Here is a 17,905-nt window from a genome sequence, read left to right on the forward strand (position 1 = left end):
GAACCGGAGGGCGAGTGAGTTCGCAGCGCGACAGCCACAGCGAGCTTCCGCTCGATCCCGACACCGACGACATCGAGGTCGTCCCGAGGCCGCTTCACCTGCGCCCCGCCGCGGTCGGTCTGGTGGCGCTCGGCGGCGCGATCGGCACGGGGGTCCGCCTCGTCGTGTCCGCCGCCATCCCGGTGGAGTGGGGCATCCCCTTCGGCATTCTCGTCATCAACGTGACCGGTGCCTTCGTGCTGGGACTGCTGCTCGAGGTGCTCGTGCGTCGCGGCGACGACACGGGGGTGCGGCGCGGCATCCGTCTCTTCGTCGGCACGGGCGTGCTGGGCGGCTACACGACCTACAGCACCTTCGCCGTCGGTGCCGAGGGGCTGCTGCACACCGATCTGACCGCGAGCCTCGTCTATGGCGCAGTGACGGTCGTGGTGGGTGGCGCCGCGTCGATCCTCGGCATCGCCGCGGGGGCGGCGATCATGCGGAGGGCCCGCGCATGACCGTCATTTGGCTGTGGGTCGCGACGATGGCTGCCGGAGGCGTCGGAGCGGCGCTGCGTTTCGTCGTCGACGGCGCGGTCAAGGCACGGTGGCGGCATCCCTATCCGCTCGGCACGTCTGTCATCAACGTCACGGGCTCGTTCGTGCTCGGGTTCGTCGTGGCGGCCGCCGCAGGGCGCGTCCTGCCGGTCGAGGTGAGCATGATCGGCGGCACCGGGCTTCTCGGGGGCTACACGACGTTCAGCACGGCGAGCTTCGAGACAGTGCGCCTCGCGCAGCAGCGTCGATGGGGATGGAGCCTCGCGGCAGCGTTCGGCCAATTGGTCGCCTGCGTCGCGGGCGCGGCGCTCGGCGCGGTGCTCGGCGCGCTCGTGTGAGCGGAGCCCGAGGCCCGCAACAGTCGTACGATGGAGCGATGTCCACGACGCAGACGTCTTCTGACGACACCGGGACGGATGCCGCGACCCCCGGGCCGCAGTTCCTCAGTCTTCTCGGCGACGCCGACGCAGCCCCTTCGTGCTGCGGTGGCTCCTGCAGCATCGGCTGAGACCGCCGAACGACGATGCCGACCCGGTGACCCGGGTCGGCATCTGTGCGATCACTCGCAGGTCAGTGCCCGACGCCCGGCATCTCGATCGTGTCGGCCGGCTTGCGCACCATAAGCGCGCCCACGATCGTGAGAATCGACACCACCGCCGCGAAGACAAACGCCGTGTGCGTGCCCGACGCCCACGCCTCGTTCGGCGATGCTCCGTTGGCCGACGCGTTCGCGGTGGACGTCGCCATCAGGGTGACCAGCACCGCGACACCCGCGGCGCCGGCGACCTGCTGCACGGTCGAGAGGATCGCACTGCCATAGGCGTAGAGGTGCGGCGGGAGAGACCCGAGCGACGCGGTGAACAGCGGCGGGAACGACAGTGCGAGGCCGACGAACATCACCGTGATGATGGGCAGCAGCACCCAGATGGAGGTGTTCGCGTCGACGAAGGTCAGGCCCCACAGCACGGCGATCACGATCAGCGCGCCCGGGATCAGCAGAACGCGGGTGCCCCACTTGTCGTAGATCGCGCCGATCAGCGGACCGGTGAGTCCCATCAGCAAGGAGCCCGGCAGCAGCAGGAGTCCCGTGGTGAGCGCATCGGCGCCGACGGCGCGCTGCAGGTAGAGCGGCAGCACCGTGATCGCGCCGAAGAACGCGAAGGAGAGGATCGTGAACTGCAGGAGCGAGATCGTGAAGTTGCGGTAGCTGAAGACGCGCAGGTCGAGCAGAGCCCGATCGTCGCGCTGCAGACGCAGCTGGCGCAGCACGAGCAGCGTGAGCGCCACGACGCCGACGATCAGCGAGATCCACAGGGTGGCCGACGGGCTCGATGCCGCCCCGCCCTCGCCGCCGATCTGGCTGAGGCCGTAGACGAGGCCGCCGAAGCCGAACGCCGACAGCACGACAGACAGGGCGTCGATGCGGGCGTGCGACTGCTCGCCGACGTTGCGGATCCACAGCGCGCCGACGACGAGTGCGACGATCGCGATCGGCAGCACGACGCCGAAGATCCAGCGCCAGCCGAGCGTGTCGAGGATGACTCCAGCCAGAGTCGGGCCGAGGGCGGGCGCAAGCGCCATGACGATGCTGACGCGACCCATCATGCGACCGCGCTCGTGCGCCGGCACGACGGTCATGAGCGTCGTCATGAGCAGCGGCATCATGATCGCCGTGCCGGACGCCTGAATGACGCGTGCGACCAGCAGCACCTCGAAACCGGGAGCGAGGAAGGCGACCAGGGTGCCGAGCGAGAAGAGACTCATCGCCGTCACGAAGATCACACGTGTCGTCAGACGGCGCAGCAGGAAGCCGGTGATCGGGATGACCACGGCCATCGTGAGCATGAAGGCGGTCGTCAGCCACTGTGCGGCGGACGCCGTGATCGAGAGGTCGTCGATGAGGTGGTCGATCGCCACGCCCATCGTGGTCTCGTTGAGGATCGCCACGAACGCGGCACCCAGGAGCAGCCAGATGACGCGCTGCGCCTGAGGCGTAATGGATGCCGGTGCGGAGGGGATGGTGTCGGTGGATGCCATGGGCGTTCCTCGTCTCGGGGCTGTGGGCGGGGACGTCATCGTCGAGAGTGCGACGGGCGTGTGATGAGCGTAACGGTGGTCACAGACATCCCATTCCCGACTGGTGGCACGATGAGTGCATGGCAGATTCACGACAGCTCGCCTCGGTGCGGGTGCGGGCGGTCGTGTCGATCGTCGCGGGCCTGGCGGGAGGGATCGTCGTGGGCCTGTTGCAGGGGTGGGCGGCCGGCATCCTCTCGGCCTGGGCGGTGCTCGCCATCGTGCAGACGACCTGGGTGCTGGTCGCGACGTGGTCGATGGATGCCGCGGACACCCGAGCGCACGCGACGGCCGAGGACCCGGGTCGACGCACGGCCCGGCTGATCGCCGTCGTCGGCAGCCTCGTCAGCCTGGGCGCCGTCGGCGTGGTCGTGGTCGAGGCACGCAATGCCAGCGGGTGGGAGGCGTTGGCCCTTGCCGGCATCAGCGTCGTCAGCGTCGCGGCATCCTGGCTGCTCATCCAGGTGGACTACATGCTGCGGGTCGCGCACGTCTACTACACCGAGCCGATCGGCGGCATCCAGTTCAATCAGGAGGAGCCGCCGATGTACACCGACTTCGCGTACTTCGCCTTCGGGCTCGGCATGACCTACCAGGTCGCCGACACCAACGTGACGACCAACGAGGTGCGGCGCATCGTGATCGCGCAGACCATGCTCGCCTACCTCTTCGGCGCCGTGATCCTCGCGACGGTCATCAACCTCGTCTCGAGCCTCGGGTGACCCGCTGATGGCGATGGGTATGGGCCACGGAGGCGGTGGCGGCGGCATGGGCATGGGGATGGCCACCGGCATGGGCCCGCGGCCGGCGGGCTTCCGCGGGGTCGACCAGGACGCGCAGCGCAGGGCCAACGCGTCGGCGCCGAAGATCGCCCACCTCGGGCGCCGGGTCGCCGAGCTGTTCCGGCCGTATCGCGCGCGCCTGGCACTCACGATCGTCGCCGTGCTGCTCGGTGCGGCCGTCGCGGTCATCCCGCCGCTGATCGTGCAGCGCATCTTCGACGACGCCCTGTTCCCGACCTCCGGAGGCGGACCCCGCATCCCGTTGCTCGTCGAGCTCGTCTCGATCACTGTCGCGCTCTTCCTGCTCTCGGCGGCGCTGAACTTCTGGCAGACGTGGCTCACCGCCACCGTCGGAAACGCCGTCACCGGCGACCTGCGCGTGCGCATGTTCGACCACCTGCAGGCCATGGAGTTGGCCTTCTTCACCCGCACCAAGACGGGCGTCATCCAGTCGCGTCTGCAGAACGACGTCGGCGCCGTGTCGTCGGTGCTCACCAACACCGTGACGAGCGTGCTCGGCAATACGGTGACGGTGGTCGCCTCCATCGTCGCGATGGTGCTGATCGACCCGCGCCTGACGGTGATCGCGGTCGTCCTGATGCCGGTGCTGGCCGTCGTGCAGCGGCGGGTCGGCCAGGTGCGCGCGCGCATCGCCGGCCAGACGCAGGAGTCGCTCTCGGAGCTGACCGCCATCACGCAGGAGAGCCTGAGTGTGAGCGGCATCCTGCTCTCGAAGTCGTTCAACCGTCAGGGCGACGAGCTGGGGCGCTTCCGCGAGGAGAACGCCAACCAGGTGCGCCTGCAGGTGCGACAGGCGATGAGCGGACAGGGCTTCTTCTCGCTCGTCGGCGTCATCATGGCGAGCGTGCCGGCCGTCATCTACCTGGTCGCGGGCCTTCTGATCGGCGGCGGGGCCGACACGATCACGGCGGGCACCATCGTCGCGTTCGCCACCGTGCAGGCCCGGCTGCTGCAGCCGCTCATGGGCCTCATGCGCGTGACCCTCGACCTGCAGACCTCGGGCGCGGTGTTCGCGCGCATCTTCGAGTACCTCGACCTCACGCCCGCGATCCGCGACCGGCCGGGGGCGATCGGCGTCGCGGAGGCGCCGGGCCCGCGCGGCGAGGTGCGCTTCGAGGGGGTGTCGTTCCGCTACCCCGACTCGTCGAGCGAAGCGCGCCCGACGCTCGACGACGTCTCGTTCACCGTCGAGCCCGGCCAGCACGTCGCATTCGTCGGGCCGTCGGGGGCCGGCAAGACCACGATCCTCTACCTCACGCCGCGGCTCTACGAGGCCACGGGTGGCACGGTGCGGTTCGCGGGCGCCGACGTGCGCGACCTGCGGCACGCCGCGATCATCGACGACATCGGCATCGTGTCGCAGGAGACGTACCTCTTCCACGCGACCATCCGTGACAACCTTCGCTACGCGAAGCCGGAGGCGACCGACGCCGAGCTCGAGGCGGCCTGCCGCGCGGCCAACATCCATCACGTCATCGAGGGCTTCGAGCACGGCTACGACACCGTCGTGGGCGAACGCGGGTACCGGCTGTCGGGCGGTGAGAAGCAGCGCATCGCGATCGCGCGCGTGCTGCTGAAGGATCCGCCGGTGCTGCTGCTCGACGAGGCCACCTCGGCACTCGACACGGTGTCCGAGCGCATCGTGCAGGAGGCCCTCGACACCGCGGCGCGCGGGCGCACGACCATCACCGTCGCGCACCGGCTGTCGACGGTCATCGCCTCCGACGTCATCCACGTGGTCGAGCGCGGTCGCATCGTGGAGTCGGGCACGCACGAGTCGCTGCTCGCGGCCGGTGGGCTCTACGCGGCGCTCGCCGCCCAGCAGCTCGCGGCGGTCACCGACCTCGACGCGGACAGGCCCGTCTGAGCGTCACCAGGTCGCGGCGACGGATGCCTCGCGGCCGTCCTCGCGCTCGCTGCTGCGCGCGGTGAGCGCACGGGTGAACTCTCCGAGGGCGCGGCGGTAGGCGGCATCCGGATGCGTCTCGGCGATGCGCGCGAGACGCGGCACATCCATCGTGAGCATCAGTCGCACGCGGGCGTCGGCGGCGGCGTGCTGACCCGCGTCGTCGAGCACGGCCAGCCCCGCGGCCATCGCGTCGAGGCAGTCCCGCAGCACCCCGAGCGTGCTCTCGTGCTGGGTGATGGAGGTTCCGTCGGCCCGCTCGCGCCACTCCACGATCACGTCGGGAACCGTGTCGAATGCGCGGGCGAGCGTGTACATGCGCTGCGCGACCTGCTGGTCCTCGTAGAGGCGTCCCTCAGGAAAGCGCAGCCCGGTGCGTTGCCAGAAGTCGGCGCGGGACACTTTCGACCAGGCCACGATGTTGCCGGATGCCTCGGGGTGCTCCGCGAGCGTCACGCCGCGGCGGGCGGGCGCGGTCGCGGCGCTCACCCAGGGCTGCACGGGTCCGCTCGCATACCCGCCGCCGGGTTGCGGGCGCAGGCGCACGTAGGCGCCGATCGCGAGATCGCTGCCGGATTCCTCGAGCGTGCCGAGCATCGTCTCGAGGGCTGCGGGGGTGTAGCGGTCGTCGGAGTCGAGGAAGGCGACGTACGGCGTCGTGACGGCGTCGAGACCGGTGTTGCGCGCGGCGGCGAGGCCGCGCTGACGGTGGTGCGTGATCACCTCGAAGCGATGGTCGGATGCCGCGGCCGCCGCGTAGATCGCCCCGGTCGCATCGCTCGAGCCGTCGTCGACGAGCACCGCACGCCAGTCGTCTCGGGTCTGCGCACGCAGCGAGGCCAGCGCCTCATCGGCGTAGGCGGCGACGTCGAAACCGGGAACGATGACGGTCACCGCCGGGGAACTCACCCGGCCGATCCTACGGCGGCCACGGCGGAGGTGAGCGCGTTCGCGAGATATTGGGGGTCGATGTGACCGTGATGGTCGAACGTGAACCGCACGGAGGTCTGCGCGACGACCGGGTCGACCCCGAGGGCGAGCAGCACGTGCGAGGGCTCGTCGCTGCCCGCGGCGCATGCCGAGCCGCTCGAGGTGACGACGCCGCGGCGTTCGAGCTCGAGCAGCACTGCCTCGCCGCTCGTGCCGGCGAAGGTGAAGCTCGCGGTGCCGGGCAGTCGATGCACGGGGTCGCCGGTGAGGCGCGCCTGCGGCAGCCGCACGAGGGCGGCGGCGACGAACTCGTCGCGCAGCGCGGCGACGCGCGCGGCAGAGGCCTCGCGCTCGGCCTCGGCGAGCTCGAGGGCGGTTGCGATCGCCACGGCGCCCGCGACGTTCTCGGTGCCGCTGCGCCGCCCGCGCTCCTGCCCGCCGCCGTGCAGCAGCGGCTCGACGGGAACGCGCCCGCGGATCGCCGCCACCCCGGTTCCCTTCGGCGCACCGAGCTTGTGCCCGGCGATGACGAGCGCGTCGGCGCCCGTGCCGGCGAGAGGCAGCCACCCCGCGGCCTGCACGGCGTCGAGGTGCAGGGGTACGCCCGCCGTGCGGGTCGCTGCGGCGAGGGCCCCGGCATCCTGCACGGTGCCGATCTCGTTGTTCGCGTACCCGATGCTGACGACCGCGGTGTCGTCGCGCAGCAGGGCGGTGAGCTCCGCTGGGTCGACGCGTCCTGTCTCGTCGACCGGCACCAGGTCGACGTCGAACCCGTGCACCCGGCGCAGGTAGCGCGCCGACTCGAGGATCGACTCGTGCTCGATGGGAGTCGTGATCACGTGGCGCGCGCCGCGCGCGGATGCCGCGGCGATCGCGATGCCCTTGAGGGCGAGGTTGTTGCCCTCGGTGCCGCCCGAGGTGAACGTGATGTCGCCCGCGCGCATGCCGAGCACCGCGGCGACCCGGCGCCGCGCGTCGTCGAGCGCGCGGGCCGCCGCATCGCCGAGCTCGTGGTGGCTCGACGGGTTGCCGAACACGCTCGTGAGGAACGGTGCCATGGCCTCGAGCACCTCGCGGCGCACGGGCGTGGTCGCGGCGTTGTCGAGGTAGAGCCCGCTCATCGCCCGAGGTCGATGCGCAGGTCGAGCCCGAGGTCGAGCGCGCGCGCCGAGTGGGTGAGCGCGCCGACCGAGATGACGTCGACACCGGTCTCAGCGATCTGCCGCACGGTGTCGAGGCTCACCCCGCCGGACGCCTCGATCCGCGCCCGTCCGGCGACGGTGGCGACACCCTCGCGCAGCTGGTCGACGGTGAAGTTGTCGAGCATGATCGTGCCGATCCCCGCCGCGACGACGGCCTCGATCTGGTCGACGCGGTCGACCTCGACCTCGACGTGCGCGGTGTGGGGGAGCCTCGCGATCGCCTCGCGGAGCGCGTCGGTGAGATCGGCCCCGGTCGCGGTCAGCACGCCCAGATGGTTGTCCTTGGCCATGACCGCGTCGGACAGCGAGAACCGGTGGTTGTGCCCGCCGCCGGCGGCCACCGCGTGGCGCTCGAACGCACGCAGCAGCGGGGTCGTCTTGCGGGTGTCGACGATGCGCGCACCGGTGCCCGCGATCGCGTCGACGTAGCGTGCGGTGAGGGTGGCAATGCCCGACATGCGCTGCGCGAAGTTGAGCCCGATGCGCTCGGCGGTGAGCACGCCCCGCGCCGGCCCGGTCACCGTCGCGAGCCGGCGTCCGGCGATGAACCGGCCGCCGTCGGCGACGTGCAGACCCACCTCGATGGCCGGGTCGGTCAGCCGGAAGGCGGCCGCGAACACCTCGCCTCCGGCGAAGACGCCGTCCTCGCGCGCGACGAGGTCGGCTGTCGCGACCGCGTCGGCGGGGATCAGCGTCTCGCTGGTGAGGTCGCCCCACGGGGCGTCCTCGTCGAGCGCAAGCGTGACGATGCGGTCGATGGTGCGGGCGGTCAGCATGCGACGACCTCGGTGACGGATGCCGCGGCGTCCGCCGCTGCGGCCGGGTCCGCGTCGGCGCGGAAGTGCGCCCCGACCGAGACAGTGCGCGCACGCGCAGCCGCGACGAGCGCGACGGCGACCTGCAGCAGGTTCTCGTCCTCGCATCCGGCGACCGACGATGCGGCGGCGTGCGGCAGCGACCACGCGGCGAGCACGGATGCCGCTCGCGCGAGCCCGCGGTCGTCGCGCACGAGACCGGCGTGCTGCCACAGCAGCTCCTGCAGCGCGGCGCGCGTGAACGGTGGGGCGTCGGCGGCGGGCGCGGCGGTCTCGAGCGGTGCGGGCGCCGCCGGGAGTGCCGGCGCGGGCCACGCGGCATCCGCGTCTGTGGTCAGAGCCGCCGCGGCGCGCGCGCCGAAGACGGCGCCCTCGAGCAGCGAGTTCGAGGCCAGTCGGTTCGCGCCGTGCACCCCGGTGCGGGCCGTCTCGCCGACGGCGTAGAGGCCGGGCAGGGTGGTGCGGCCGTCGAGGTCGGTCACGACGCCGCCCATGAGGTAGTGCGCCGCGGGCGTCACCGGGATGGGTTCCCGCGCCCAGTCGAGGCCGCGCTCGCGCACGGCGGCATCGATCGTGGGGAACCGTCCGGCGAGGAAGGCGGCCGTGCCGGGTGCGTGCAGCCGGGTCGCGTCGAGCGCGACCGGCGCGCCTCCCTGCGCCGCCATGCGGGCGGCGATCGCCCGGGCGACGACGTCGCGCGGGGCCAGCTCGCCGTCGGGGTGCGCATCGAACGCGAAGCGCCGGCCGTCCTGGTCGATGAGGGTCGCGCCCTCGCCGCGCACGGCCTCCGACACGAGGAACGCGTCACCGGTGGCGAGCACGGTCGGGTGGAACTGCACGAACTCGAGATCGGCGACAGCGGCCCCCGCGCGCAGAGCGGCGGCGATGCCGTCGGCCGTGGCGACCACGGGGTTGGTGGTGTGCGCGAAGAGCTGGCCGGCGCCGCCGGTCGCGAGCACCACGGCATCGGCGTGAATCGTGCGGCGGGCATCGCCCTGCTGCAGCTCGACGCCGCTCACACGCCCGTGCGCGACGACGAGGTCCACGAGGAACGCGTGCTCGACGATCTCCACACCCGACGCCCGCACGGCCGCGACCAGCGCCCGCTCGATCTCGGCACCCGTCGCGTCTCCCCCCGCGTGCAGCACGCGGGGGTAGGAGTGCGCGGCTTCGAGTCCCTTGCGCAGCGACCCGGCGGCATCCCGGTCGAAGGCGACGCCGAGCCCGATCAGCTCGCGGATGCGCGCCGGCCCCTCGGTCGCCAGCACACGCACGGCCGCGGGGTCGCCGAGGCCCGCGCCGGCGGTGAGGGTGTCGGCGATGTGGTCCTCGACGCTGTCGTCGTCGAACATGACGCCCGCGATGCCGCCCTGGGCGTATCGGGTGTTCGCGTGGGCCAGCTCGTCCTTCGTGACGAGGGTGACCCGCACCCCCACGCGGGCGGCGTCGCGCGCGACGGTGAGACCCGCGATGCCGCTGCCGACGACGACGGCGTGGATGCTGCGGCTCACCGCGCGCTCCCCGGCGTCTCGACGCGTCCTGCCGGCGGCTTCGCCGCGAGCATGCGCTCGAGCGCGATGCGGGCGGGGTCGGCGACGTCGCCCGGCACCGTGATGCGGTTGACGACCTCTCCCGCGACCAGGGACTCGAGTGTCCAGGCGAGGTAGCCGGGGTGGATGCGGTACATCGTCGAGCACGGGCACACGACCGGGTCGAGGCAGAAGATCTCGTGCTGCGGGTGCTGGGCGGCGAGGCGCTGCACGAGGTTGACCTCGGTGCCGATCGCGAACGTCGTGGGCTCGGTCGCCGCCTCGATCGCCTTGCGGATGTAGTCGGTCGATCCGGCCTCGTCGGCCGCATCGACGACGTCCATCGGGCACTCGGGATGCACGATCACGCGCACGCCGGGGTGCTCGGCACGCGCCTTGTCGATCTGGGCGACCGAGAAGCGACGGTGCACCGAGCAGAACCCGTGCCAGAGGATGACGCGGGCATCCGCGAGCTCGTCGGCGTTCGAGCCGCCGAGGGGACGGTTCGGATTCCACATCGGCATCTGCGCGAGGGGCACACCCATGGCCTTGGCCGTGTTGCGGCCGAGGTGCTGGTCGGGGAAGAACAGCACGCGGCGTCCGCGCTCGAACGCCCACTCGAGCACCGTGCGCGCGTTCGACGACGTGCAGACGATGCCGCCGTGGCGGCCGACGAATCCCTTGATCGCGGCGGACGAGTTCATATAGGTGACCGGGATGACCGGCACGAGCCCGTCGGCGTCCGCGGCATCCATGTCGCCGTAGATCTCAGCCAACTGCTCCCAGCACTCCTCGACCTGATCGATGTCGGCCATGTCGGCCATCGAGCAGCCGGCGGCGAGGTTCGGGAGGATGACGGCCTGGTCCGCTCCGGAGAGGAGGTCGGCGGTCTCGGCCATGAAGTGCACGCCGCAGAACACGATCGCCTCGGCGTCGGGGTGGGCTTTCGCGGCGGTCGCGAGCTGGAACGAGTCGCCGACGTAGTCGGCGTGCCGCACGACCTCCTCGCGCTGGTAGAAGTGGCCGAGTACGACGACGCGGTCGCCGAGCATCTGCTTCGCCGCACGGATGCGGTCATCCAGATCGGCCGGGTCGGCGTCGCGGTACTCCTGCGGCAGCGAGCCCTGGCGGGGTGACCCGGTGGGGATGACGTCACCCATCGAGGCACCGGGCCCGTAGCCCTCGCTCACGTCGAACGTCCACGGGCCGGCCGCGAGGTCGGTCGTGCAGGTCGCGTCGGCGGATCCGCCGGAGACGAGCGACTGGATGACGTGGTCGACCGACGGATCGATCTCGTCGCGCGGGCGCAGGGCGATGTTGACGGCGCTCATCGCGCCTCCTTCGGGGTGTGCGGTGTGGCTGACTGTTCGCGAGAAGCGGGCGGGGCGGTGCCGAGCGGCCCGCGATCGGAGAGCTCGACGTCGTGGTTGTACCGGTACAGGCGCGCCGGTCGATGGCTGCCCGTGCGGAAGTCGTCGGTGGGGATGAGGGTTCCGGAGCCCTCCACCTGGCGGCGGAAGTTGGCAGGGTCCAGGCGGCGCTCGAGGATCGCCTCGTACACCTCGCGCAGCTCAGCGAGCGTGAACGATCCGGGCAGGAAGCCGTGGGCGATGCGGCTGTAGCCCACCTTGTTGCGCAGGCGCCACAGGGCGTAGTCGACGATCGCGTTGTGGTCGAAGGCGAGGGTCGGCAGGTGGGCGGCGTCGAACCACTCGACGTTCTCGGGGGCGTCGCCGGCGGCGAGGTGCGCGGCCAGCTGAGCGTCGACGTCGTCGGAGCGCAGCAGCGCCCAGTAGACGATCGAGATGACCCGCGAGGGGGAGCGGTCGATGGCGCCGAAGGCGTAGAGCTGCTCGAGGTAGCTCGCGGCGAGGCCGGTCGTCTCGCCGAGGGTGCGGGATGCCGCATCCTCCAGCTCCTCGTCGGCGTCGAGCCATCCGCCGGGGAGGGCCCAGAAGTCGCCGTACGGGTCACGGGTGCGGCGCACGAGCGGCAGGGAGAGCACGGGCAGGTCGCACCCGTCGGGCCGCCGCAGGGTGAAGATCACGGTCGACACGGCGACGCGCGTCGGGTCCGACGGGGACGGTGCCGACGCGGCGCTCTCGGAACGGATGGTTAGTGTCATGATGACCAGAAGCGATCTTAGAGTCTCGATGACTCGAAGGCAAACCGGGACGATTCCCAGCGGATCCGTCGTACCGTGAGACATCCAGGCGGGGGAGGAGGAGGCATCCATGTCGCTCGTCGTCGATGTGATCGCGGTGCTCCTGCTCATCGGCGCGCTCGCCGGTGGCATCGCCCGGGGTCTTCTCGCGAGCGCCGGTGCACTGCTCGGCGTCGTGGCGGCGGGCGCCGCCGCGTGGTGGCTGCTGCCGCTGCTGTCGGGCGTTGTGCCGTGGTCCCAGTGGCGCGGACTCATCGTGCTCGCGGCGGGCATCGCGCTCCTGTTCGCGGGCGGCACGCTCGGCGGCGCCATCGGCATGCGCCTGCGGCGCGGCGTCGACCGCCTGCGCCTCGGCATCGTCGATCGCGTCCTGGGAGGCGCGCTGAGCGTCGTCGTCGCCGCCCTCGCGATCTCGCTCGTGGGGCAGAGCGTGGTGGTGACGGGCACGCCCGTGCTCGCCCCTGCCGTCGCGTCGTCGACGGTGCTGCGCACGATCGACGATCTCACCCCGAGCCCGCTGTCGCAGGCCCTCGCGCAGCTGCGCCAGGGGGTGCTCAGCGACGGGCTGCCGCAGTTCGGGGCGCTGCTCGACGGAGCCGCCACCGCACCCGCCGCCGCCCCGATCGACCTCGCCGACCCGGCACTCAACGCCGCCGCGCAGTCGGTCGCCCGTATCTCGGGCACGGCCTATGCGTGCAGCGAGACCTCCACGGGATCCGGCTTCGTGATCGCTCCGGACCGTGTCGTCACCAACGCGCATGTCGTCGCCGGAGTCACGAACCCCATCGTGGAGCTCCCGGGTCGCGCCGCCGTCGAGGGTCGCATCGTGTACGACGATCCGCACAACGACATCGCGGTCATCGCGACCGACGGGCTGGATGCCGCAGCCATCCCGCTCGGCGCGACACTCACCGCCGGCGCCGCCGCCGTCGTGCAGGGTTATCCCTATGGCGGCCCGTTCACGTCGGGGAACGCCTCGGTCACGAGCGTGGGAGAGGCGCGGGTGCCCGACATCTACGGGAGCGGATCGGACGTGCGCGACATCTACGCCCTGGACGCCGTGGTGCGGCCCGGCAACTCCGGCGGGCCGCTCCTCGACGCGTCGGGACGGGCTGTGGGCATCGTCTTCGCCCGCAGCGACAGCGACCCCAACGTCGGCTACGCGATGACCACCGCCGAGCTGACCTCGGTGGTCGCCCAGGCGGAGAGCATGCAGCAGACCGTGTCGTCGGGCGCCTGCATCCGCTGAGCGCACCGGTGCCGCTAAGCTGGCCGCACAAGTCAACAAGGCCCCGTGACCGTAGCGGGAGAGCTCCGTCGCAGCCGGCGACGGGCACCGAAGGAGCAAGCCTCCCCGCCAATCTCTCAGGTAGCCGTACCGCCCCGGTCGGGCCGCTCTGGAAAGCGACGCATACGCGTCCGCCGACGGTGAAAGCCGCGGCATCCGACTCTGTGACGGATGCCGCGAGCAAGCTCTCAGGCCGATGACAGAGGGGGAGTTCGAGACCGTCGATTGACGGTCGCCCGCCCCTGCACGGGAGAACTCATGACCGACCCCACCTCCACATCCCGCACGACGGCGCTGCACGCCCGTCACGACGCCCTCGGTGCCTCGTTCACCGACTTCGGCGGCTGGCTCATGCCGGTGCGCTACTCGTCCGATCTCGCCGAGCACCGCGCGGTGCGCGAGGCGGCGGGCCTGTTCGACATCTCGCACATGGCCGAGTTCGACGTCGTCGGCGCGGATGCCGGCGCCTACCTCGACGCCGCGCTCGCCGGCCGCCTGTCTGCCCTCGCGATCGGCAAGGCGAAGTACTCGCTGCTGCTCGCCCCGTCGGGCGGCGTCATCGACGACCTGATCGTCTATCGACTCGCCGACGAGCGGTTCCTCGTGATCGCGAACGCGGGCAACCGCGGGCCCGTCGCCGCGGCGCTCGCCGAGCGGGTGGGGGAGTTCGCGGCATCCGTCGCCGACGTCAGTGACGACTATGCCCTGCTGGCGGTGCAGGGCCCGCGCGCCGTCGAGGTGCTCGCCGCCCTCGACGAGTTGACGGATGTCGCGCCCCCGGTCGCCGACCTGAAGTACTACGCGTGGTCGCGGGCGCGCGCCTTCGACGCCGACGTGCTGGTGCTGCGCACCGGGTACACGGGTGAAGACGGCTTCGAGCTCCTCGCCCCCGTCGGCATCGCGGCGCGGCTCTGGGACGCCCTCCTTGTCGCGGGCGAGCCGGTCGGGCTCGTGCCCGCCGGGCTCGCCGCCCGCGACACGCTGCGCCTCGAGGCCGGCATGCCGCTCTACGGCCACGAGCTGACGCTCGACACCCTGCCCGCGCAGGCCGGTCTCGGCCGCGTGCCCGTGCTCGACAAGCCCGACTTCGTCGGAAAGGCCGCGCTCGAGGCCGCCGACCTCACCGATCGCCCGGTGCTCGTCGGGCTGGTCGCCGAGGGCAGGCGCGCCGGCCGCGCCGGCTACGAGGTGCGCACGCCCGACGGCGACGCGGTCGGAGAGATCACCTCCGGCGCGCTCAGCCCCACGCTCGGACACCCGATCGCACTCGCCTACGTCTCGCCCGCGCACGCCGCCCCCGGCACGGCTCTCGCGATCGACGTGCGCGGCACTCTCATCCCCGCCACCGTGACCACCCCGCCCTTCTATCGGAGGAACGCATGACCGACCGCGACGCACTCAAGTACACCGCCGAGCACGAATGGGTGCTCATCGAAGGGGATGTCGCCACCTTCGGCATCACGGACTACGCCGCCGAGAAGCTCGGCGACGTGGTGTTCGTCGAGCTCCCCGCCATCGATGGCACGGTGACCGCCGGCCAGGTGTGCGGCGAGATCGAGTCGACGAAGTCGGTCGGCGAGCTCTACGCGCCCGTGTCCGGCCGCGTCATCGAGGTGAACGGCGACGTCGACAGCGACCCGGCGCTCGTGAACGCCGACGCCTTCGCGGCGTGGCTCGTGCGGGTCGAGCTCGATGGTGAGGCGATCGAGGGGCTCCTCGATCGCGCCGCCTACGACGAGCTGACCGGCGGCGCTGCGTGAGCGACGCCTTCCGCTCCCGCCACATCGGCACGGCCGGCGACAGCGCACGCCTCGCGCAGGCGCTCGGCTACGCCGACGCCGATGCCGTCGTGCGAGCCGCGGTGCCCGTCGCCATCCTCACCCCTCGCGAGACGCTGGCGGCCCTGCCGTCCGCGGCGACCGAGCAGGAGACGCTCGCGGAGTTGCGCGGGCTCGCTGCGCGCAATCGGGTGCTGCGACCCATGATCGGGCTCGGCTATTACGACACGAACACGCCGTCGGTCATCGCGCGCAACGTGTTCGAGAACCCGTCCTGGTACACGGCCTACACGCCATACCAGCCCGAGATCTCCCAGGGTCGCCTCGAGGCGCTCATCAACTTCCAGACGATGGTCGCCGACCTCACCGGGCTCGACACGGCCAACGCGTCGATGCTCGACGAGTCCACGGCCGTCGTCGAGGGCATGCTGCTCGCGCGCCGGGCCTCGAAGTCCCGCTCGACGGTGTTCCTCGTCGACGCCGACGCACTGCCGCAGACCAAGTCGCTGCTGGCGCACCGTGCCGCCGCGGTCGGCATCGACCTGCACGAGACGAGCTTCGACCAGTCGCCGCCGCCCGCCGACATCGACGTGTTCGGCGCGTTCATCCAATACCCCGGGGCATCCGGCCGCGTGTGGGACCCCACCGAGGCCATCGCCGCCGTGCAGGCCGCGGGCGGAAAGGTCGTCGTCGCGGCGGACCTCCTCGCCCTCACCCTGCTGCGCTCGCCGGGATCTCTCGGCGCCGACGTCGCGGTCGGCACGACCCAGCGCTTCGGCGTGCCGCTCGGCTTCGGCGGACCCCACGCCGGCTACATGGCGGTGCGGGCGGGTCTCGAGCGCCAGCTTCCGGGTCGCCTGGTGGGTGTGTCGCAGGATGCCGCGGGCCACCCCGCCTACCGGCTGTCGCTGCAGACGCGGGAACAGCACATCCGGCGGGAGAAGGCGACGTCGAACATCTGCACCGCGCAGGTGCTGCTGGCGGTCATGGCCTCGATGTACGCCGTGTATCACGGCCCCGACGGCCTGCGGGAGATCGCCCGGGCGGTCGCCGCCCGCGCCTCCTCACTCGCGGACGCGCTCACGTCGACCGGCGCCGAGCTCGTGCACGACGCGTTCTTCGACACGGTGCGCGTGCGCGTGCCGGGCCGCGCGGCGGCGATCGTGGCGGACGCGCACGGCCGCGGCATCCAGCTGCTTCTCGTCGACGACGACACCGTGGGCGTCTCGGTCGATGAGACCACCACCGCAGCCGACCTCGACGCGGTCGTGCAGGCGTTCGGGGGAGCGGCGGGCGCGGCGCGCGCCGGCGCGCTGGGAGTTTCCGCGCACCTGCCGGCATCGCTGTCGCGCATCGACGAGTTCCTCACGCACGAGGTGTTCCACGCGCACCGTTCCGAGACGCAGATGATGCGGTACCTCAAGAGCCTCGCCGATCGCGACTACGCGCTCGACCGCGGCATGATCCCGCTCGGCTCGTGCACGATGAAGCTCAACGCGGCCACCGAGATGGCGGCGGTCTCGTGGCCCGAGTTCGCGAAGATCCACCCGTTCGCGCCCGCCGAGGACGTCGAGGGCTACCTCGAGCTGGTCACGCAGCTCGAGGGCTGGCTCGCCGAGCTCACCGGCTACGACGCCGTCTCGCTGCAGCCGAACGCCGGCTCGCAGGGCGAGCTCGCCGGGCTCCTCGCGATCCGCGGCTACCACCTGTCTCGCGGCGACCTCTCGCGCACCGTGTGTCTCATCCCGTCGTCCGCACACGGCACGAATGCGGCATCCGCGGTGCTCGCCGGCATGAGCGTGGTCGTGGTCGCGTGCGACGACGCGGGCAACGTCGACCTCGACGACCTGCGCGCGAAGATCGCGCTGCACGCCGATGCGCTCTCCGCGCTGATGATCACCTACCCGTCGACCCACGGTGTGTATGAGCACGACGTGCTCGCGATCACCCAGGCGGTTCACGACGCGGGCGGTCAGGTCTACATCGACGGTGCCAACCTCAACGCGCTGCTCGGATTCGCGCGGTTCGGCGACCTCGGCGGCGACGTGTCCCACCTGAACCTGCACAAGACGTTCGCGATCCCGCACGGCGGGGGCGGCCCCGGAGTCGGGCCCGTCGCCGCCAAGGCGCACCTCGCACCGTTCCTGCCGTCGCACGACCAGGCGCAGCGCCACGAGCACGCCGGCGGGTTCACCTTCGACGGCGGAGCGATCTCCGCGGCGCCCTACGGTTCCGCCTCGATCCTGCCCATCTCGTGGGCATACGTGCGGATGCTGGGGCCCGAGGGCCTGCGCGACGCCACCTCGCACGCCGTGCTCGCCGCCAACTACGTCGCTCAGCGCCTGCGGGCGCACTATCCGGTGCTGTACACGGGCGCGAACGGGCTCGTGGCGCACGAGTGCATCCTCGACCTGCGGCCGTTGCGAGACGAGACCGGCGTGACCGTCGACGACGTCGCGAAGCGGCTGATCGACTACGGCTTCCACGCGCCGACCATGTCGTTCCCCGTCGCGGGCACGCTCATGGTCGAGCCGACCGAGTCGGAGGATGTCGCCGAGCTCGACCGCTTCATCGAGGCGATGATCTCCATCAAGGCGGAGGCGATCGCCGTGGGCGCGGGCGAATGGCCCGCCGACGACAATCCGCTCGTGAACGCGCCCCACACGGCGCAGGCGGTCATCGCGGGGGAGTGGGAGCATCCCTACTCGCGGGAGTTGGCGGTCTACCCCGTGGCATCCCTCGTGCGCGGCAAGTACTGGCCGCCGGTGCGCCGCATCGACAACGCCTTCGGCGACCGCAACCTGGTGTGCGCCTGCCCGCCCGTGGAGGCGTTCGCCTGACCGCTGCGTCGGCGCGGCCGCGGCCGCGCCGACGCAGC

The 17,905-nt window shown here is 71.8% G+C and carries 16 protein-coding genes and 2 riboswitches; of the genes, 9 read left to right on the forward strand and 7 right to left on the reverse strand.

The window, feature by feature from the left end:
• Positions 1-14: 14 nt before the first annotated feature.
• Genes RR49_RS15520 through RR49_RS16200 form a run of 3 tightly spaced genes read left to right on the forward strand, consistent with a single transcriptional unit; the run spans position 15 to position 1,044 of the window.
• Positions 15-497: a fluoride efflux transporter FluC gene (locus RR49_RS15520; protein ID WP_048808840.1), complete on the forward strand. Its 483-nt coding sequence runs from the start codon at positions 15-17 to the stop codon at positions 495-497.
• Complete coding sequence (gene crcB / locus RR49_RS14050) at positions 494-874, forward strand: fluoride efflux transporter CrcB (protein WP_045248703.1); 381 nt, start codon at positions 494-496, stop codon at positions 872-874. The genes RR49_RS15520 and crcB overlap by 4 nt, the downstream gene beginning before the upstream one ends.
• Before the next feature lie 38 nt (positions 875-912).
• Positions 913-1,044, forward strand: a complete 132-nt coding sequence (locus RR49_RS16200; RefSeq protein ID WP_273204901.1) for a hypothetical protein — start codon at positions 913-915, stop codon at positions 1,042-1,044.
• 62 nt (positions 1,045-1,106) lie between these two features.
• Here the strand turns inward: RR49_RS16200 and RR49_RS14055 are convergent, their stop codons facing one another.
• Positions 1,107-2,573 (reverse strand): DHA2 family efflux MFS transporter permease subunit, encoded by a 1,467-nt coding sequence (locus RR49_RS14055; protein WP_045248704.1) that lies wholly within the window; start codon positions 2,571-2,573, stop codon positions 1,107-1,109.
• 119 nt (positions 2,574-2,692) lie between these two features.
• Between RR49_RS14055 and RR49_RS14060 the strand changes: the two genes are divergently transcribed.
• The gene (locus tag RR49_RS14060; RefSeq protein WP_045248705.1) at positions 2,693-3,334 is read left to right on the forward strand and encodes a DUF1345 domain-containing protein; all 642 of its coding nucleotides are present in this window, start codon (positions 2,693-2,695) and stop codon (positions 3,332-3,334) included.
• A 7-nt stretch (positions 3,335-3,341) separates the two neighbouring features.
• Positions 3,342-5,282, forward strand: a complete 1,941-nt coding sequence (locus RR49_RS14065; RefSeq protein ID WP_048808841.1) for an ABC transporter ATP-binding protein — start codon at positions 3,342-3,344, stop codon at positions 5,280-5,282.
• Between the two features lie 3 nt (positions 5,283-5,285).
• On the opposite strand, the gene RR49_RS14070 is transcribed toward RR49_RS14065, so the two are convergent.
• The 6 genes from RR49_RS14070 to RR49_RS14095 are packed head-to-tail and all read right to left on the reverse strand — an operon-like array spanning position 5,286 to position 11,922.
• Positions 5,286-6,230: a glycosyltransferase family 2 protein gene (locus RR49_RS14070; protein ID WP_045248706.1), complete on the reverse strand. Its 945-nt coding sequence runs from the start codon at positions 6,228-6,230 to the stop codon at positions 5,286-5,288.
• Positions 6,227-7,372, reverse strand: coding sequence for a cysteine desulfurase family protein (locus RR49_RS14075; protein ID WP_045248707.1), 1,146 nt, complete (start codon positions 7,370-7,372; stop codon positions 6,227-6,229). The genes RR49_RS14070 and RR49_RS14075 overlap by 4 nt, the downstream gene beginning before the upstream one ends.
• Positions 7,369-8,229, reverse strand: coding sequence for a carboxylating nicotinate-nucleotide diphosphorylase (gene nadC, locus RR49_RS14080; RefSeq protein WP_045248708.1), 861 nt, complete (start codon positions 8,227-8,229; stop codon positions 7,369-7,371). Before nadC ends, RR49_RS14075 begins: the two co-directional genes overlap by 4 nt.
• Entirely contained in the window at positions 8,223-9,779 is a 1,557-nt protein-coding gene (nadB, locus tag RR49_RS14085) for an L-aspartate oxidase (RefSeq protein WP_048808842.1), read from the reverse strand. Before nadB ends, nadC begins: the two co-directional genes overlap by 7 nt.
• A complete protein-coding gene (gene nadA, locus RR49_RS14090) occupies positions 9,776-11,128 on the reverse strand; it encodes a quinolinate synthase NadA (RefSeq protein ID WP_045248709.1) in 1,353 nt (450 codons plus the stop codon). The genes nadB and nadA overlap by 4 nt, the downstream gene beginning before the upstream one ends.
• Entirely contained in the window at positions 11,125-11,922 is a 798-nt protein-coding gene (locus RR49_RS14095) for an NUDIX hydrolase (protein WP_048808843.1), read from the reverse strand. Before RR49_RS14095 ends, nadA begins: the two co-directional genes overlap by 4 nt.
• A gap of 109 nt (positions 11,923-12,031) precedes the next feature.
• Between RR49_RS14095 and RR49_RS14100 the strand changes: the two genes are divergently transcribed.
• From RR49_RS14100 to gcvP, 4 genes are all read left to right on the forward strand, one after another.
• Complete coding sequence (locus tag RR49_RS14100; protein WP_045248710.1) at positions 12,032-13,210, forward strand: MarP family serine protease; 1,179 nt, start codon at positions 12,032-12,034, stop codon at positions 13,208-13,210.
• 45 nt (positions 13,211-13,255) lie between these two features.
• A riboswitch (glycine riboswitch) is annotated at positions 13,256-13,352 on the forward strand.
• Positions 13,353-13,462, forward strand: a riboswitch (glycine riboswitch). It abuts the riboswitch before it with no gap.
• Between the two features lie 45 nt (positions 13,463-13,507).
• Entirely contained in the window at positions 13,508-14,632 is a 1,125-nt protein-coding gene (gcvT, locus tag RR49_RS14105) for a glycine cleavage system aminomethyltransferase GcvT (RefSeq protein WP_045248711.1), read from the forward strand.
• On the forward strand, positions 14,629-15,009 hold the full coding sequence (gene gcvH, locus RR49_RS14110; protein WP_045248712.1) for a glycine cleavage system protein GcvH: 381 nt from the start codon (positions 14,629-14,631) through the stop codon (positions 15,007-15,009). Before gcvT ends, gcvH begins: the two co-directional genes overlap by 4 nt.
• Positions 15,006-17,867, forward strand: coding sequence for an aminomethyl-transferring glycine dehydrogenase (gene gcvP, locus RR49_RS14115; protein WP_045248713.1), 2,862 nt, complete (start codon positions 15,006-15,008; stop codon positions 17,865-17,867). Before gcvH ends, gcvP begins: the two co-directional genes overlap by 4 nt.
• The last annotated feature ends 38 nt before the right edge of the window (positions 17,868-17,905 follow it).

It is taken from the genome of Microbacterium ginsengisoli, assembly GCF_000956535.1.
GTDB classification, from domain to species: domain Bacteria; phylum Actinomycetota; class Actinomycetes; order Actinomycetales; family Microbacteriaceae; genus Microbacterium; species Microbacterium ginsengisoli.

What these genes read in the sequence shown, in the direction of transcription:
- RR49_RS14075 (WP_045248707.1), bottom strand. Translation starts at nt 7,372, where the DNA reads ATGAGCGGGCTCTACCTCGACAACGCCGCGACCACGCCCGTGCGCCGC.
- RR49_RS16200 (WP_273204901.1), top strand. Translation starts at nt 913, where the DNA reads ATGTCCACGACGCAGACGTCTTCTGACGACACCGGGACGGATGCCGCG.
- RR49_RS14100 (WP_045248710.1), top strand. Translation starts at nt 12,032, where the DNA reads ATGTCGCTCGTCGTCGATGTGATCGCGGTGCTCCTGCTCATCGGCGCG.
- RR49_RS14055 (WP_045248704.1), bottom strand. Translation starts at nt 2,573, where the DNA reads ATGGCATCCACCGACACCATCCCCTCCGCACCGGCATCCATTACGCCT.
- RR49_RS14060 (WP_045248705.1), top strand. Translation starts at nt 2,693, where the DNA reads ATGGCAGATTCACGACAGCTCGCCTCGGTGCGGGTGCGGGCGGTCGTG.
- nadA (WP_045248709.1), bottom strand. Translation starts at nt 11,128, where the DNA reads ATGAGCGCCGTCAACATCGCCCTGCGCCCGCGCGACGAGATCGATCCG.
- RR49_RS14065 (WP_048808841.1), top strand. Translation starts at nt 3,342, where the DNA reads ATGGCGATGGGTATGGGCCACGGAGGCGGTGGCGGCGGCATGGGCATG.
- crcB (WP_045248703.1), top strand. Translation starts at nt 494, where the DNA reads ATGACCGTCATTTGGCTGTGGGTCGCGACGATGGCTGCCGGAGGCGTC.
- RR49_RS14095 (WP_048808843.1), bottom strand. Translation starts at nt 11,922, where the DNA reads ATGACACTAACCATCCGTTCCGAGAGCGCCGCGTCGGCACCGTCCCCG.
- nadC (WP_045248708.1), bottom strand. Translation starts at nt 8,229, where the DNA reads ATGCTGACCGCCCGCACCATCGACCGCATCGTCACGCTTGCGCTCGAC.
- gcvT (WP_045248711.1), top strand. Translation starts at nt 13,508, where the DNA reads ATGACCGACCCCACCTCCACATCCCGCACGACGGCGCTGCACGCCCGT.
- gcvH (WP_045248712.1), top strand. Translation starts at nt 14,629, where the DNA reads ATGACCGACCGCGACGCACTCAAGTACACCGCCGAGCACGAATGGGTG.